The sequence below is a fragment of the Terrabacter sp. 2TAF16 genome, from assembly GCF_052115065.1.
Lineage (GTDB): Bacteria > Actinomycetota > Actinomycetes > Actinomycetales > Dermatophilaceae > Terrabacter.
In genome coordinates, this window is the sequence record NZ_JBFRFZ010000004.1 from 119,726 (window position 1) to 134,404 (window position 14,679).

A 14,679-nucleotide genomic window follows, 5' to 3' on the forward strand; every position below is an offset into this window, starting at 1 on the left:
GCAGGACGACGTGCGACCACCCCTCTGTCGACGGTAGGACGGTCCGCCCGCCTGCGGGTCCGAACGAACGATCTGCTCGCCCCTCGGCCAAGATGGGGCCATGGCACCACTGGGACCACCCACCGCGTACGACGTCGACCGGATCCGTTGGCACTGCCCCGCGCTGCACGAGGGTGCCGCGCACTTCGACGGCCCCGGCGGGTCCCAGGTGCCCGACACCGTCGCGACCGCGGTCGTCGAGACGCTCACCTCGGCCATCTCGAACCGTGGCACCGTCACCGCTGCCGAGCGACGGGCCGACCGCGTCGTCGTCGAGGCCCGTGCCGCGATGGGCGACCTGCTGGCGGTCGACCCGGGTGGCGTCGTCTTCGGCCGCTCGGCCACCGAGCTGACCTTCCAGCTCGCCCGCACGCTCTCGTCGGACTGGGGTCCCGGCGACGAGGTCGTCGTCAGCCGCCTCGACCACGACGCCAACATCCGGCCCTGGGTGCTCGCTGCCGAGGCTCGTGGCGCGAGCGTGCGCTGGGCCGAGTTCGACCCGGGCACAGGGGAGCTCAGCCCCGACGCGGTCGCCGCGGTCATCGGCGAGCGCACCCGTCTCGTCGCGGTGACGGCTGCATCCAACCTCATCGGCACGCGCCCCGACCTCCCCACCATCGCCGAGATCGCCCACGCCGCGGGCGCCCTGCTCTGGGTCGACGGCGTCCACGCGACCGCGCACGTGCTCACCGACGTGCCGGCCAGCGGTGCGGACTTCTGGGTCTGCTCCCCCTACAAGTTCCTCGGCCCGCACCACGGCGTCCTCGCCGCCGCGCCTGCGCTGCTCGAGACGCTGCACCCCGCCAAGCTGCTGCCCTCGTCCGACGCCGTGCCCGAGCGGTTCGAGCTCGGCACGCTGCCCTACGAGCTGCTCGCCGGCACGACGGCCGCCGTCGACTTCCTCGCCGACCTCGCCCTCACCGACCCCTCGCAGCCCCGCCGTCAACGACTCGTCTCCTCCTTCGCCGCGCTCGAGGCCCACGAGGACGGCCTCCTCGCCACGCTGGAGGCGCGGCTGCGCGCCGTCCCGGGGCTCACGGCACACAGCAACGCGCAGCGCCGGACCCCGACGCTGCTCGTCACCGTGGAGGGCCACGATCCGCAGGACCTGCGCGTCGCCCTCGCCGAACGCGGCGTCAACGCGCCGGCCGGGCACTTCTACGCGTGGGAGGCCAGCCACGCGCTCGGGCTCGGCGCCACCGGGGGGCTGCGGATGGGCCTCGCTCCCTACACCAGCGCCGACGACGTCGACCGGCTCGCGTCCGGCCTCGAGCAGATCTGCGGGGAAGCCCGATGAGCCGCACGGTGCCGCTCCCGGCCGGACCGGGCCAGGAGTCGGTCTGGGACTACCCGCGCCCACCGGCCGTCGACCCGAGCGGGGAGCTCGTCGAGGTGCACCTCGGCGGGGAGGTCGTGGCGCGCACCCGGGCCTCGCTCCGGGTGCTCGAGACGAGCCACCCGCCGACCTACTACCTCCCGCTCGACGCCTTCGTCGACGGTGCGCTCGTCGCCGCCCCGGGCAGCTCGGTGTGCGAGTGGAAGGGCCAGGCGGCGTACTTCGACGTCGTCGGTGGCGGGCGGCGGGCGGCCCGGGCCGCGTGGACCTACCCGGACCCCGTGCCGACGTATGCCGTCCTCGCCGGTCACGTCGCCGTCATGCCGGGGCTCGTCGACGCGTGCTTCGTCGACGGCGAGCAGGTGCGGCCGCAGGAGGGCGGCTTCTACGGTGGGTGGGTCACCGATCGCGTCGTCGGTCCCTTCAAGGGCGGCCCCGGCTCGTGGGGCTGGTGACGGCAGACCTCACCCTGTGAGGGGGAGGATCGCGGGGGCGCCGCGCGGCAGGGTGGATCTCGTGGGGGCTGCTCGTCCGCAGACGCATGCACGCTCCGACGACACATCCTCGACCACCGTCGGTTGGCCATCCGGCCAGCGGCGTCACGCAAAGGAGCAGGACATGGCTGCCTTCACGGTTTGGAAGTTCGACAACCTCGACGGCGCCGCGCACGCCGAGTCCGTCCTCGAGGACTGTCAGGCGGAGGGGTTCCTCAAGGTCGTCGACCACGCCCTCGTCACCTGGCCCGAAGGCGACGAGCATCCCAGCATGAGCCACGGGAACGACGAGAAGTGGCGTGGCACCGGCTGGGGCGCGCTCTGGGGAGTCCTGGTCGGAGCGCTCTTCTTCGTCCCGGTCGTCGGGGGCGTCGTCGGCGCGGCCATCGGGGCGATCAGCAAGATGACGGAGGACGCCGGCATCACCAAGGAGCAGCTGGAGACGATCCGCACCGAGCTGACCCCGGGCACGTCGGCGCTCTTCGTCGTCACCGAGCAGGGCGACCTCGACCGCGTCGGCGAGCGCCTCCGCGGGATCCACAGCAAGCTCGTCGCCACCAACCTCACGGAAGGCGAGCGCCAGATCCTGTTGGAGACCTTCGGGGGTCGCTGAACCCAGCCGCGGGCGCACCGGTCGGGCCGGTCGCGCGATCAGCGCGGCAGCTGCTCGATCCGGGCATCCACGAGCGCTCCGTCGCGCACGTCCAGCCACGCGAAGGTCCCGGCCGGCTGACGCCGACGGTCGGTCGGGGACCCGGGGTTGAGGATGCGGACCCCGTCGCCGGTCTCGTCGAGCGGGATGTGCGAGTGCCCGAAGACGACGAGGTCGGCCGTCGGGAAGCGTCGGCGCATCCGGGCGGTGCGCCCCTGGCGCTGCCCGCTGTCGTGGATCATCCCGACCCGCAGCCCCTCCAGCTCGACCTCCAGCGTCTCAGGGGCACCCCAGTCGGCGACCTCGGCGACGTCGTTGTTGCCCATGACGACGTGCACCGGCGCGAACGACGCCAGCAGGTCGAGGACGTCGGGCGTGCAGACGTCGCCGGCGTGCAGGATGGCGTCGGCCGACCCGAGGTGCGGGAGCAGCGCCGGCGGGCAGGCCTTCCAGTGGCGCGGCGCGTGCGTGTCGCTGACGACGAGGACCCTCACGACCGCACGCGCTCGAGCACCTCGAGGACCGTGGCCTCGACGAGCTGCACCTTGTAGCCCGTCTCGGGGAGCGGGCTCGCGCCCTCGGTGGCCAGGTGCGCGGCCTCGGCGAGCACGTCGTCGTCGAGGGTCGAGCCGGTGAGCAGCTCCTCGACGGCGCCGAGCCGCAAGGGAACCGGCGCCACGCCACCGATCGCGACACCGCACGACGCGACCGTTCCGGTGTCGTCGCGCACGACGCGGACGACCGCCTCGACGAGCGGCCACTCGGCCTCGAACCGGCTGATCGACCGGAAGTAGGCGGCCTGCTCGCCCGGAGCAGGAGGCGGCAGCGTGACTCGGGTCAGCACCTCGTCGTCGGCGAGCAGGTGGTCACGGCTGGGGTCGGACCCGTCGCCGAGCACGTCGCCCACCCCGAGACCGTCACGCTGCGTCGTGTCGAAGGTGGCGGCATACGTCAGCAGGGCCATCGCGAGGGACGACGGGTGCGGGTGGACGCACGGGGCGGTGTCGAAGGCGACGCCGTAGAGGTGGCGCCCGTCGCGCGCGGGGCAGCCGTCGCCGCCCGACTTGAAGCACGACGTGTGCGGGTGCCGGAAGTACCAGCAGCGCGTGCGCTGGAGCAGGTTGCCACCGATCGTCGCGGTGGCACGGACCTGGGGCGTGGCTAGGCCCGCCGCCGTCAGCGCGAGCGCCGGGTAGTCGGCGGCGAGGTCGCGGGCCACCGTGGCCACGGTGACGCCTGCGCCGAGGGTCGTGCCGACGTCGGAGCGCTCGACCGCAGCGAAGCCGGGCACCCCCGTCAGGTCGAGGACGTGCGGCGTGGCGCCCGTCGTGCGCAGCCGCTCCTGGAGGTCGGTGCCACCGGCGCGGTAGACGAGATCGCCTGTGCCGTCGGGCCGCTCGTCGTATGCCGTGAGGATCGTGAAGCTCATCGCGTGACCTCCGTACGGAGTCCCTCGAGCAGCCGGTCGGGCCGCACCGGGAGCGTCAACGGTCGCCAGCCCGTCGCGTTGAAGATCGCGTTCCCCACGGACGCGGCGGGACTGACGGTGGCGACCTCGCCGAGGCCGACCCCACCGCCGGGCACGCGGTCCCAGCCCTCCTCGTGGAAGTGGATGTCGATCTCCGGGGTGTCGCCGAGCTGGGGGATCCGGTAGTCCTCGAGGTTGGCGGTCAGGGTGAGGCCGGTGTGCGGGTCGAGGACCTGGTTCTCGTAGAGCGCGAGCCCGATGCCCTGGATGATCGATCCCTCGCACTGGCTCCGGGCCAGGACGGGTGCGTGGATGCGGCCGACGGCGATGCCGCCGTGCACCCGGAGCACGCGGGTCTTCCCGCTGCGGGTGTCGACCTCGACCTCGGTGACGTGCAGGGCCGCCGAGAAGCCGCGGCCGATCTGGATGCCGTTCATCGTCATCGGGACGGCTCGCAGGCCTCGGTCGCCCCCGCGCTTCGCCGTCGCCGACGCGCCGTCGGGGGCACGGCCGAGGTCGGTGCCGACCCGGTCCCGGAGGCTGGTGGCCGCCTCGACGGCAGTGGACCACAGGGACACCGTCGTGCGGCTGCCCCCGGACGCCGGGCCGTGGGACGTGCCGCCGTGGGACCGGCCGAGCCGGACCTCGACGTGGGACGGGTCGACGTCGAAGACACCGGCCACCGCCCGGGCGACGACCGTGCGGCTCCCGGTCCCCATGTCCTGCGCCGCCGTCGACGCGACCAGGTGACCGGCCTGGACCGACACGACGACCTCGCAGTCGGGGTCGACGAGGTAGATCCAGTTGCCGGCAGCCACGCCGACGCCGCGCCGGAAACGCCCGGACTGGCTGCCCGTGGCGGGTCGCCGCTCCCACGTCGGGAGCGCACTGGCCCAGCGGTAGAGCGCCTGACGCTTCTGGTTGCCGTCCCACTGGGCGCGCAGCCCGATCGGGTCGCGGCCGAAGCGGTGCGCGACCTCGTCGACGGTCTGCTCGAGCGACCAGGCGCTCGTCGGACCGCCGGGTCCCCGGAACGGCGCTCCGGGAGGCGCGTTCGTCACGACGTCGACGTCGCGGGCCAAGCGCGGAGTGCGCTCGTAGAGGAGCATCGAGAGGGCGGCCACGCTGTTGCCGATCGCGACCCCCGCGTGGCTGTCGGTGTCGACGACGAGCGCCTTGACGGCCTGGGTGTCGTCGTCGACGAGCATCGAGACGCGCGACCGGCTCCCCGGGCGGTTGCCGGTGCCGGTCAGCTCCTCGTGCCGGTCGAGCACGAGCCGTACCGGTCGGCGCGCGAGGCGGCTCAGGGCGATCGCGCTCGTGGCCTCCGTCGTGAGCGAGAGCTTGGCCCCGAACCCACCGCCGACGTGCTCGGCGACGACCTCCACCTGCGCAGGGTCGAGGTCGAAGCGGTCGGCGATGGCGTGCCGCATGAGGTCGACGCCCTGGGTGCTGAGCCAGACCCGCAGATGCTGTGGGTCGGTCCAGTCGGCGACGCAGGCGTGCGGCTCGAACGCCGTGTGCAGCTGGGCGGCGGTGCGGAACTCCAGCTCGACGAGGCCGCGTCTCCGGGCGGCGCGCGCGGCGCCGACGCGGCGTTTGGCGAGGGTGCCGAGGAAGGGGCTGCGCGAGGGTCCGTGGCGGTTGCCGTCCCAGGGTGCCGGCATCGACCCGCCCTCACCGGCGGACGGGGCGGCCTTGCGCTCGCCCCGGGTCGGGTAGACGAGCGGGGCACCCGGGCGCACGGCCACCTCGGGGTCGAGCACGAAGTCGTGGGCCGTCAGGGGCACGACGAGCTCGCGCGCGACCCGGCGCGCCTCGGCGAGGGACTCCGCCGCGACGACGGCGATCGGCTGCCCGGCCCAGCGCACGCGTCGGTCGTCGCCGAGGACGTCGAGGCCGACGACGCCGTCGGGGAAGCGGATCGGGCCGACGGTCCCGGCCGCCACGTCGGAGCGACGGATCACGGCGTGCAGCATGCCGGGCAGGACGACGTCGGTCGTGTAGACCGCCGCGCCGGTGACCTTCGCCGGGGCGTCGACGCGCTCCACGTCACCCCCGCCGTCGTGCTCGCCGCGGCACGCGGCCGCGACGGCGCGGTAGATGCCCTCGTAGGAGCCGCACCGGCACAGGTGTCCGGCGAGCGCCTCGGCGATGACCTCGCGGCTCGGGCCGCCCGGCTCGCCGGCCCCGTGCTCGGCCCGCCACCGGTCGTGGAAGGCGACGGCGTCGACGACGAACCCCGGTGTGCAGTAGCCGCACTGGAGCCCGTCGTGGTGGGCGAAGGCGCGTTGCACGGGGTGGAGGTCGTCGCCGTCGGCGAGGCCCTCGACGGTCGTGACGCTCGCGTCGCGCAGCCGGGTGGCCGGGGTGAGGCAGCCGAGCACCGGTTCGCCGTCGACGAGCATCGTGCACGCACCACACACCCCGCTCCCGCAGACGAGCTTCGTGCCGGTCAGCCCGAGGCCGTCGCGCACGACGTCCACGGCCGACTCCGTGCCGTCGACGTCGAGCACCCGCGCCTCGTCGTTGACCGTGGTGGTGAGCTCCATGAGGGCCTCCTGCGGCTGCGTCTCGACGAGACGGTGCGCCACGACGCTACCTCCGGGACCGGCCCGGGCGCGATGATGGTGTCGAGGGCTCGTGCTCGGGGCCGATGCACGGCCCCGACGAGCCGATCCGGGCGACGAGGAGGGTGCGGTCATGCGCATCGCGGTGCTGGGCACGGGCGGGATCGGCGGCTACTTCGGCGGGCGGCTCGCGGCGTCCGGGCACGACGTCACGTTCGTCGCGCGCGGTGCCCATCTCGAGGCCATCCGCGACCACGGCCTCGTCGTGACGAGCGTCGCCGGCGACGTCACCGTCGAGCCGGCACAGGTCACCGACGACGTGGCCTCGATCGGGGTGGTCGATGTGGTCCTGCTCGCCGTCAAGACGTGGCAGCTCCCAGCGGTCCTCGCGTCGCTGCCCTCCCTCGTAGGCCCCGACACCGCCGTCGTCACGACCCAGAACGGCGTCGAGGCGCCCGACCAGGTCGCCCGCGTCGTCGGACGCGCCGCCGTGCTGCCCGGCATCGCCAAGATCTTCGCGTTCATCGACGGCCCCGGCCGCATCACGCACGCCGGCGGTCCGGCCTCGCTGGCCTTCGACGAGTGGTCGGCCGCTCCCGGCGTCACCTCCGACCGGGTCACGCGGCTGCGCGAGGCCGTCGCGGCGTCCGGCGCCGTCTCGCCCGTGCCCGACGACATCTGGGCCGAGCTGTGGTCGAAGATGCTCTTCGTCGTGCCCTTCGGTGGCCTCGGTGCCGCCCTCGACGCGACCATCGGCGAGCTCCGCTCGCAGCCGCCCCGTCGCGCGCTCCTGCAGGACGCGATGCGGGAGGTGGAGACGCTGGCCCGGGCCCGCGGCATACGCCTGCCCGAGCGTGTCGTTGCGGGCACGATGGCGTTCGTCGACGACCAGCCCGCCGACGCGACGACCTCGCTCCAGCGCGACCTGCTCGAGGGCAGGCCGTCGGAGCTCGACGCGTGGACGGGCGCCGTCGTGCGCCTCGCCGGGGAGTCGGATGTCGACGTCCCGCTGCACCGGCTGCTCCTCGAGGTGCTCACGTCACGCCACCCGGGAGCGCTGCTCGGCTGACCACGCGACCGGGCCGATGGCGTACGCCCTCCGTCGGCGTGGGCACCCGCGTGACAGTCAGAGGTCGGGGCGACACACCCCGCGGCCGAGGATCGCGAGCCCGCGCCGGTCCCCGTCGGCCGGTCCGGCACCGGTGCCGCCCGTGAGCGACATCAGCTGTGACCCGTCGGAGACGTGGTTGAGCCCGAGGACGTGACCGATCTCGTGCTCGACGACGGCCCGCGCGGAGTCCCGGCGACCCGCCGCGAGCAGGTCGTCCATGGCCTTGGCATCGAGCCAGACGGAGCCGGTGACGTAGACGAGGGCTCCGTCCCCGGCCGCGCGCGGCGTGCTCCCGCCGAGCCCGACGGTGCCGCCCGCGAGCCGCGGGATCTGGTCGGGCGTCGCGAACGCGATGTAGACGGGCGCCCAGCGGTCGCCGTAGCGGTCCGGCTGGTACGGGTCGCGCTCGGGCGCCGGCGCCTCGTCGGTCAGGCCGTCGTCGACGAAGCGCAGCCCGCTCGCCTCCGACATCGTCGCCACGGCCTCGCGCACGAGGGCGTCGCCCCCGGGCGGCAGGCCGACGGTGCTCGTCGTGAAGTGGATCGACCGGCAGGGGTCGTAGGCCACCGGGTCCGTGCCGTTGGCCTGCATCCGCATGAACGTGTAGCCGCCCGTGCCGCCGGGCATCGTCGGCGGGGCGCCGAGCGGGGCCTGGGCGGCGCCGATGCCCGCGGGCGGCGAGTCGACGCCGAAGCCGTGCCGCGAGTCGAACGGTCGGGCCTGCCACAGCCACAGCGGGACCACGACGGCCAGGACGGTGAGGACCACGGCGCCGAGCCACACGGGCCGACGGCCGCGGGACGCGCTCGCGCCGGTGGCTCGGTGCCGACCGGGTGCGCGGACGAAGGACCCCTGACGCATGTCTTGCATGGTGCCGTGAACCGTCCGTCCTGTCGCCCCGAGAGCGTTCGAGAGCCGGCGCCTCACGCGCGACTCCTCATCCCGTACCCAACGGGACGCTGCCTCGGGCGCCCACGAGGGCGTCGGCTAGGTTCTGCGTCCGTGGAGTGGTTCGAGGCAGTGCGCGAGCGGGTCGTCCCGGCGACCGGCGACGTCGCCCTGGCGGCGCCTCGCCTGCTCGTCGTCCTCGGCGTCGCGCTCGTGCTCGTCGCCGTCGAGCCCCTCTGGCGGGTCGTCCGCCTCGCCGTCACCCTCGTGCACGAGCTCGGTCACGCCGTCGTCGGGGTGCTCGTCGGCCGCCAGTTCACCGGCTTCGTCCTCCGGGGCGACATGTCCGGCCACGCCGTGACCCGGGGCCCCGTGCGCGGCGCCGGTCGCGTCGCGTCGACGTGGGCCGGCTACCCGATGCCGGCGCTGCTCGGCGCCGCGATGGTGTGGGCGGCCGAGCGCGGCTGGGCGGCCCCGGTCATCACGGCCGGCTTGGCCGTCCTGCTCTTCGCGCTCGTCCGGGTCCGCTCGGCGCTCACCGTCGTCGTCATGGCCGTCGCCATCGCCGGCTCGGCGGCGCTGTGGTGGTGGCGCGACGACGCGCTACAGACCCAGGTCCTCGTCGGACTCGGCGTCGTCCTCGTCATCGGCGCCTGGCGCCACCTCATGGCCGTGCTCCAGGACCGGAGCAGCGGCAGCGACCCCGGGGTCCTCGCCTCACTGACCCACCTGCCCCGTTCCGTCTGGAACCTCTCGTTCGTCGTCATGTGCGCTCTTGCGACGTGGGTCGTCACCGCCGAGGTCGTCGCCACCCTGCGCTGAGCGGTGGACGACCACGGCGGCGCCGATGATCGACGCGCCGTGAAATGGGTAAGCGGTGCTCGGGTGGGGCCAGGGGGAGCCACCCGAACCACCTCGGGGGACGGCCGCATCCGGTGCACGGATGACCGCGGCAGCGGCCCGGCGGCATATACAGGGGGACCCAAGTATGTCGTCGGGCTGACCCCGCCGGAGGCTCCGTACTCCTGCGTCTTCCTAGAGCACGTGGTGGGCGATGAGCTTGTTGATGTAGGTCACGTCGGTGTTGCCCTTGAACTCGAACTTCACCTTGCCGAGCCCGGAGAACCACAGCTCGAGCTCAGCGTCGAGGTCGAAGGTCCCGGCGGTCTCGAGCGAGAACGCCTGCACCTTGACGTAGGGAAGCGACGTGAAGTCCTTCTTCTTACCGGTGATCCCCTGGACGTTGACAGCGATGATCCGCTTGCTCGTGAAGACGATGTAGTCGCGCATCCCTTTGAAAGCGAGGTAGCCCTGCTCACCCTCGATGAGGAGGGGGTCGATCTGTCCCGCCACCTCGGCATAGTCGATACGACCGAGCTTGACGTAGCTGGCGTTCTGGAAGTCGATCATGCGGATCCCCTGCACTCGTCGCGGACGGAGCCGTGATCCTAGCGGCGAAGCCTCAGTTCAGACTGAAGGGCGGGATCGGCGCCCGGCCCACCGCGCCCAGCGCGGACGCGAACTCCCGCTCGCGCCGGACGAGCCGAATGCCGAGGCGCAGGCGGGACTCCGTGTCGCTGCTCGCAAGGAGGCGCTGGCGGTCGGCCACGTCGAGGCTCACGGTGTCCGGGACGGCATACGCCAAGGACCGGTCCTCGGTGGGGAGCTCCGGCTCTGCTCCGGTGGCCGCAGCGAAGGCGGTGAGCTCGGCGCGCAGCCGCGCCGCGAGGACGGTGATGGCCGGGACGTCGCCGTCGGGCTCGGGCAGCCACGTGACGCGGGCGGTGGTGTACGGGGTGCCGGCGGACTCGTCGATCGCGTCGAGGCGGAAGCGGTCCGTGCCCTCCGAGACGGCGAGGAAGCGCTCCCCCTCGAGAGCTGCCGCCTGGACGAGCAGGGCGCCGCAGCCGACGGGGTGCAGGGCGCGCACACCGTCGTCACCGACCTCGAAGCCCTCGCGGATCGCGATGACCCCGAAGACGGGGAGACGCTCGTCCTGGCCGTCGAGCAGGTCCTTGAGCAGCTGGACGTAGCGCGGTTCGAAGATCTGCAGCGGCAACCGCGCACCGGGCATGAGCACGGTGCCGAGCGGGAAGAGCGGCAGGGTCGCCATGGAAGCCAGAGTAGGTCGGAACAGCGACCGTGGCAGGTGGGCTGTCGAGCCCTGGGTGCCCGACGGGGCGCTCGGCCCCGACGCTCAGTCGCGGATCCCTGACGGCATGGCCTGGGTGGCGCCGAGCTGGTCGGCGGTCACGGCCGGGCCCGAGCCGGTGCGCTGTCCCGGGTCGCGGACCTCGCCGTGGAGCTCCTCGACCTCGTCGAGCATCTCGGCGGGCGAACCGTTGATGGCCGTCGCGAGACCGAGGGCCAGACCGCGCAGCTCCTGGTCGCCGAGGCCGAGGCGGACCGCGACGGCGGCGGCGTTGGCCGGACGCTTCTCGGGGTCTTTCTCGAGACACTCGGCGATGAGGTCGCGCAGGTCCTCGGGGACGTCGTCGGGCAGCGGCGGGGGCGGCTCGTTGACGTGGCTCAGGGCCGTGGCGATGGGGGTGCCGCGGTCGAAGGGGCGCTTGCCCACGAGCATCTCGTGGCCGACGACGCCGAGGGCGTAGAGGTCGCTCGCGCCCGTGGCCGCGTGGCCGAGGGCCTGCTCGGGGCTGATGTAGTTGGGCGTGCCGAGCATCTCGCCGTGCTGGGTGTGCCCGGACGCGTCGAGGGCGCGCGCGATGCCGAAGTCGGTGAGCTTCACGAGGCCGTCCTCGCGGACCATGATGTTGGCCGGCTTGATGTCGCGGTGCACGACACGGGCCTCGTGGGCGACGCCGAGCGCGAGCGCGGCCTGACCCATGATCGAGCGGACCTCGGCGGGTGCCAAGGGGCCGCGCTGGTTGAGCACGGCCGAGAGCGGCTCACCGGAGACGAGCTCCATGACGAGGAAGGCGAGGCCCTGGTCCTCGCCGTAGTCGAAGACCGTCGCGATGTTCGTGTGCATCAGAGCGGCCGAGTGCACGGCCTCGTCGCGGAAGCGGAGCGCGAAGAGCCGCTCGTGGTCGGCGTCGGGACGCATGACCTTGACCGCGACCTCACGCCGGAGCACGGAGTCGGTGCCCGCCCAGACGTCGGCCATCCCGCCGGAGGCGATGCGGCTCTCTAGGTGGTAGCGCTCGCCGAGCACGAACCCTTCATGCAGGCGGTTCATGTCGGGCACACCTCGGTCTCCAAGGACTGAAGGTGCACGTCAGATGACATCTCAGGGGCCTTCGTCAGCGGTCATGGTACGGGACCCGCGGATGATTGAGCATTTACGGGTTTGGGTCTCTGCTGAACCGTGCCCCCGGGCACGGCTCCCGCCTACATACCCCTGAGGTCCGGGCCTCGAACACCCGTTTTAGGGCGCGTGCGCGGGGGCCCGGCGACACACGATGGCGTATGCCGCCGGGCCGGGTCGGTCGTCGACGTGGCCTGGGAAGGTCCATGGGACGACGGGTCGCGAGGCGATCAGGCGAGGCGACCAGACAGGGTCACGCGGGGTCAGGCGGGACGGCGCCGGTTCGTCGAGGCGATGAGGAGGCCGCCCGCGACGACGACCGCTGCGGCGACGCCGAGACCGACCACGGGCAGGTCGGACGGCTGGGGCGCGGGCAGGACGATCCGGCGCGACACGGGTGCGACGACGGCGGAGGTGCCCTGCTCGGCGGAGTTCGCCGATCCCGCGCCGGAAGCGGAGGACGCAGAGGACTTGTCGGCGCAGGACACGACGGACCCGCCGCCGACATAGCCGCAGCTCGTCGACGCGGACGAGGGCTGCGAACCGGAGACCGGGTCGGGTCGCTCGACAGCGAGGACCGGCCCGGCGACGGCCAGGCAGACGAGAGCGGAGGTGCCGAGCGCAGCGGCTGAGCGACGACCGAGTCGAGTGCTGGTGGAGGACTGACTGGACATGTGGCGCTCCTTTCACGTGGAGAGTCGACCCCGCACGGCCGCGCCATGGACCGCGATCGCTCCCGGGGGCGCCGGGCCTTCGGGGATTCCTTCGGGCCGCGACCGGAGCTGATCGAGCTGGGTAGCGGACAGACGCGCGATGTGGCGGTCAGATACCGAATTCGTCTGGTGTTATGGCAGATCTGGGCGCGAGGGGGGAACCGTCGCCTCCGCTTCGCTCCGGCTCCTCCCACATCCCGGCGGCGCACGCGATGCCGAAGGGCCTCGGACACGCGAAAGGGCCCCAGTTCCATGAACTGGGGCCCTTCGTCATCGCGTGCGCGAGGGGGGATTTGAACCCCCACGCCCTTTCGGACACTGGCACCTGAAGCCAGCGCGTCTGCCATTCCGCCACTCGCGCGTGACAAGCAGACAGTGTGCTGTATCAGGCCGCCTATCGCCAAACCGGGTCCGGGAGGGGGCCCTACGGAACCGCCGGGGCGTCCGCGTCGGGCACGTCTGCGGCCTCCGCCTCACGCCGCGGGGCCGCGGGTCCGCGCGCACCGGCATACCCGTCGCGGTGGCGGCCACTGCCGGAGTCACCGAGTGAGAGGGTCGCCAGGAGGCCGAGGACGAGGAAGCCGGCCGCGGTGAACGCGGCATACCTCGTCGCGTCGGAGAAGGCCTGCTCCGCGACCGGGGCGGCAGCCGCCGTGCGCGGGTCGGCGGCCAGGGCCGGAATGGCGCCGCCCGCGCTCTCGACGACCGCGTTGACGACGGCCGTGCGCCCCGCCTCGGGCACCCCGAGCTCGGCGAGGCCTGAGTCCAGCCGCGCTCCAGCGGTCGTGAAGAGCACCGTGCCGAGGATCGCGATACCGAGCGCCGAGCCGACCTGGCGCGCCGTCGACTGCAGGCCGGACCCCTCACCACTGCGGTCGACGGGGACGTCGACGAGCACGACACCGGTCAGCTGCGCCGTGGCGAGGCCCACGCCGAAGCCGTAGACGAAGAGGCACGGCGCCACGGCCGTCCACGATGTCGAGGGGCTGATGGCGAGACCGAGCCCGGCGATGCCCACGATCTCGGCGACGATGCCGATCCGCACGATCGCGGCCGCCGTGAGCCGGGCACTGAGCACCGTGACGAGGCCGCTCGCGGTGAACGACCCGATGGCGAGCGCCAGCAGGACGAGTCCCGTCTGGAAGGCGGTGTAGCCGAGCACGTTCTGGAGCCAGAGCGGCAACGACAGGACGATGCCGAACTCGCCGAGGCTGACGATCATCGCGGCGATGTTGCCGTTGCGGAACGAGCGGATGCCGAAGAGATCGAAGCGGAAGAGCGTCGGCTGTCCGGCCGCCGTGCGCCGCAGGGTCCGCACGACGAAGACCGTCCCCGCCACGAGGGTCACCGCGAAGGCGACCGGTACGGGCGACAGACCGCTCGTCCACGTCCACGGCCCGACCTCGAAGGGCTTCGTCAGGCTCCACCAGCCGTAGCTGCGGCCCTCGATGAGCCCGAAGGCGAGCGTCGCGAAGGTGATCGCCGACAGAAGGGCCCCGACGACGTCGATGCGCTCGCGCCGCCCCGAGCGCGACTCGTCGACGAAGAGCAGGACGCCGACGACGATGAGCAGGCCGATGGGCAGGTTGATCCCGAACGCCCAGCGCCACGAGAACGACGTCGTCAGCCAGCCGCCGAGGAGCGGTCCGACCGCGACCATGCCACCGATGGTCGAGCCCCACACCGCGAAGGCGATGCCCCGCTCGCGACCGGTGAAGCCGGCGTTGATGAGCGAGAGCGTCGTCGGCAGGATCATCGCGCCGCCGAAGCCCTGGATGATGCGGGCGCCGATGAGCGCCTCGCCCGACCCGACGACGGCGGCGAGCACCGAGGCCGCGACGAAGACGACGACGCCGATGAGGAGCATGCGCCGGCGCCCGATGCGGTCGGCGACCGTGCCCCAGATGAGCAGGGTCGCGGCGAAGACGAGCGTGTAGGACTCCTGCACCCACTGCACCTGCGACGACGAGAGGCCCAGGTCGTCGACGATGTAGGGCACGGCGACGTTGACGATCGTCGAGTCGACGATGATGAGCGCCACGGCGACGCTGATCGCGACGAGGCCGAACCACCGGCGCCGCTCCCCACCGCGTGCCCCAGTCACCTCTTGCGTCATGTCTCCTCCAAGGTCTTTAGATCT

The 14,679-nt window shown here is 73.0% G+C and carries 14 protein-coding genes and 1 tRNA gene; 5 read left to right on the plus strand and 10 right to left on the minus strand.

The genetic code is table 11. The features are described 5' to 3' along the window. Positions 1–100 precede the first annotated feature (100 nt). The 3 genes from AB4Z14_RS06100 (at position 101) to AB4Z14_RS06110 (ending at position 2,482) form a co-directional block, all read left to right on the plus strand. Positions 101–1,336 (plus strand): cysteine desulfurase-like protein, encoded by a 1,236-nt coding sequence (locus tag AB4Z14_RS06100; RefSeq protein ID WP_442274430.1) that lies wholly within the window; start codon positions 101–103, stop codon positions 1,334–1,336. Further along, complete coding sequence (locus AB4Z14_RS06105; RefSeq protein ID WP_442274431.1) at positions 1,333–1,830, plus strand: DUF427 domain-containing protein; 498 nt, start codon at positions 1,333–1,335, stop codon at positions 1,828–1,830. Before AB4Z14_RS06100 ends, AB4Z14_RS06105 begins: the two co-directional genes overlap by 4 nt. 163 nt (positions 1,831–1,993) lie before the next feature. Continuing rightward, positions 1,994–2,482, plus strand: coding sequence for a DUF1269 domain-containing protein (locus tag AB4Z14_RS06110; protein WP_442274432.1), 489 nt, complete (start codon positions 1,994–1,996; stop codon positions 2,480–2,482). Positions 2,483–2,520: 38 nt separating this feature from the next. Here AB4Z14_RS06110 and AB4Z14_RS06115 read toward each other — a convergent pair whose 3' ends face one another. From AB4Z14_RS06115 to AB4Z14_RS06125, 3 genes are read right to left on the minus strand one after another with little or no spacing between them, the layout of a single operon-like run. Then, positions 2,521–3,015, minus strand: coding sequence for a metallophosphoesterase family protein (locus AB4Z14_RS06115; protein ID WP_442274433.1), 495 nt, complete (start codon positions 3,013–3,015; stop codon positions 2,521–2,523). After that, the gene (locus AB4Z14_RS06120; RefSeq protein WP_442274434.1) at positions 3,012–3,950 is read right to left on the minus strand and encodes an FAD binding domain-containing protein; all 939 of its coding nucleotides are present in this window, start codon (positions 3,948–3,950) and stop codon (positions 3,012–3,014) included. The genes AB4Z14_RS06115 and AB4Z14_RS06120 overlap by 4 nt, the downstream gene beginning before the upstream one ends. After that, a complete protein-coding gene (locus AB4Z14_RS06125; RefSeq protein ID WP_442274435.1) occupies positions 3,947–6,541 on the minus strand; it encodes a molybdopterin-dependent oxidoreductase in 2,595 nt (864 codons plus the stop codon). The genes AB4Z14_RS06120 and AB4Z14_RS06125 overlap by 4 nt, the downstream gene beginning before the upstream one ends. Positions 6,542–6,692: 151 nt before the next feature. Between AB4Z14_RS06125 and AB4Z14_RS06130 the strand changes: the two genes are divergently transcribed. Further along, a complete protein-coding gene (locus AB4Z14_RS06130) occupies positions 6,693–7,628 on the plus strand; it encodes a 2-dehydropantoate 2-reductase (protein WP_442274436.1) in 936 nt (311 codons plus the stop codon). A gap of 57 nt (positions 7,629–7,685) precedes the next feature. Here AB4Z14_RS06130 and AB4Z14_RS06135 read toward each other — a convergent pair whose 3' ends face one another. Further along, positions 7,686–8,531, minus strand: coding sequence for a matrixin family metalloprotease (locus AB4Z14_RS06135; RefSeq protein ID WP_442274437.1), 846 nt, complete (start codon positions 8,529–8,531; stop codon positions 7,686–7,688). Between the two features lie 141 nt (positions 8,532–8,672). Here AB4Z14_RS06135 and AB4Z14_RS06140 point away from each other — a divergent pair, with 141 nt between their 5' ends. Then, on the plus strand, positions 8,673–9,380 hold the full coding sequence (locus AB4Z14_RS06140; RefSeq protein WP_442274438.1) for a M50 family metallopeptidase: 708 nt from the start codon (positions 8,673–8,675) through the stop codon (positions 9,378–9,380). A gap of 213 nt (positions 9,381–9,593) precedes the next feature. Here AB4Z14_RS06140 and AB4Z14_RS06145 read toward each other — a convergent pair whose 3' ends face one another. The 6 genes from AB4Z14_RS06145 to AB4Z14_RS06170 form a co-directional block, all read right to left on the minus strand. Then, positions 9,594–9,968: a PH domain-containing protein gene (locus AB4Z14_RS06145; RefSeq protein ID WP_442274439.1), complete on the minus strand. Its 375-nt coding sequence runs from the start codon at positions 9,966–9,968 to the stop codon at positions 9,594–9,596. Positions 9,969–10,020: 52 nt separating this feature from the next. Beyond that, positions 10,021–10,671, minus strand: coding sequence for an LON peptidase substrate-binding domain-containing protein (locus AB4Z14_RS06150; RefSeq protein ID WP_442274440.1), 651 nt, complete (start codon positions 10,669–10,671; stop codon positions 10,021–10,023). Between the two features lie 84 nt (positions 10,672–10,755). Next, positions 10,756–11,757 (minus strand): serine/threonine-protein kinase, encoded by a 1,002-nt coding sequence (locus tag AB4Z14_RS06155; RefSeq protein WP_442274441.1) that lies wholly within the window; start codon positions 11,755–11,757, stop codon positions 10,756–10,758. 332 nt (positions 11,758–12,089) lie between these two features. Further along, the gene (locus AB4Z14_RS06160) at positions 12,090–12,500 is read right to left on the minus strand and encodes a hypothetical protein (protein WP_442274442.1); all 411 of its coding nucleotides are present in this window, start codon (positions 12,498–12,500) and stop codon (positions 12,090–12,092) included. Positions 12,501–12,817: 317 nt separating this feature from the next. Beyond that, positions 12,818–12,900 (minus strand) — tRNA-Leu (locus AB4Z14_RS06165). A gap of 63 nt (positions 12,901–12,963) precedes the next feature. Continuing rightward, on the minus strand, positions 12,964–14,655 hold the full coding sequence (locus tag AB4Z14_RS06170) for a DHA2 family efflux MFS transporter permease subunit (RefSeq protein WP_442274443.1): 1,692 nt from the start codon (positions 14,653–14,655) through the stop codon (positions 12,964–12,966). Positions 14,656–14,679 lie beyond the last annotated feature (24 nt).

Bases quoted from the DNA above. Each gene is read 5' to 3' on its own strand.
- AB4Z14_RS06135 (WP_442274437.1), bottom strand. From the start codon at position 8,531: ATGCGTCAGGGGTCCTTCGTCCGCGCACCCGGTCGGCACCGAGCCACC.
- AB4Z14_RS06120 (WP_442274434.1), bottom strand. From the start codon at position 3,950: ATGAGCTTCACGATCCTCACGGCATACGACGAGCGGCCCGACGGCACA.
- AB4Z14_RS06170 (WP_442274443.1), bottom strand. From the start codon at position 14,655: ATGACGCAAGAGGTGACTGGGGCACGCGGTGGGGAGCGGCGCCGGTGG.
- AB4Z14_RS06160 (WP_442274442.1), bottom strand. From the start codon at position 12,500: ATGTCCAGTCAGTCCTCCACCAGCACTCGACTCGGTCGTCGCTCAGCC.
- AB4Z14_RS06130 (WP_442274436.1), top strand. From the start codon at position 6,693: ATGCGCATCGCGGTGCTGGGCACGGGCGGGATCGGCGGCTACTTCGGC.
- AB4Z14_RS06155 (WP_442274441.1), bottom strand. From the start codon at position 11,757: ATGAACCGCCTGCATGAAGGGTTCGTGCTCGGCGAGCGCTACCACCTA.
- AB4Z14_RS06150 (WP_442274440.1), bottom strand. From the start codon at position 10,671: ATGGCGACCCTGCCGCTCTTCCCGCTCGGCACCGTGCTCATGCCCGGT.
- AB4Z14_RS06105 (WP_442274431.1), top strand. From the start codon at position 1,333: ATGAGCCGCACGGTGCCGCTCCCGGCCGGACCGGGCCAGGAGTCGGTC.
- AB4Z14_RS06100 (WP_442274430.1), top strand. From the start codon at position 101: ATGGCACCACTGGGACCACCCACCGCGTACGACGTCGACCGGATCCGT.
- AB4Z14_RS06145 (WP_442274439.1), bottom strand. From the start codon at position 9,968: ATGATCGACTTCCAGAACGCCAGCTACGTCAAGCTCGGTCGTATCGAC.
- AB4Z14_RS06110 (WP_442274432.1), top strand. From the start codon at position 1,994: ATGGCTGCCTTCACGGTTTGGAAGTTCGACAACCTCGACGGCGCCGCG.
- AB4Z14_RS06125 (WP_442274435.1), bottom strand. From the start codon at position 6,541: ATGGAGCTCACCACCACGGTCAACGACGAGGCGCGGGTGCTCGACGTC.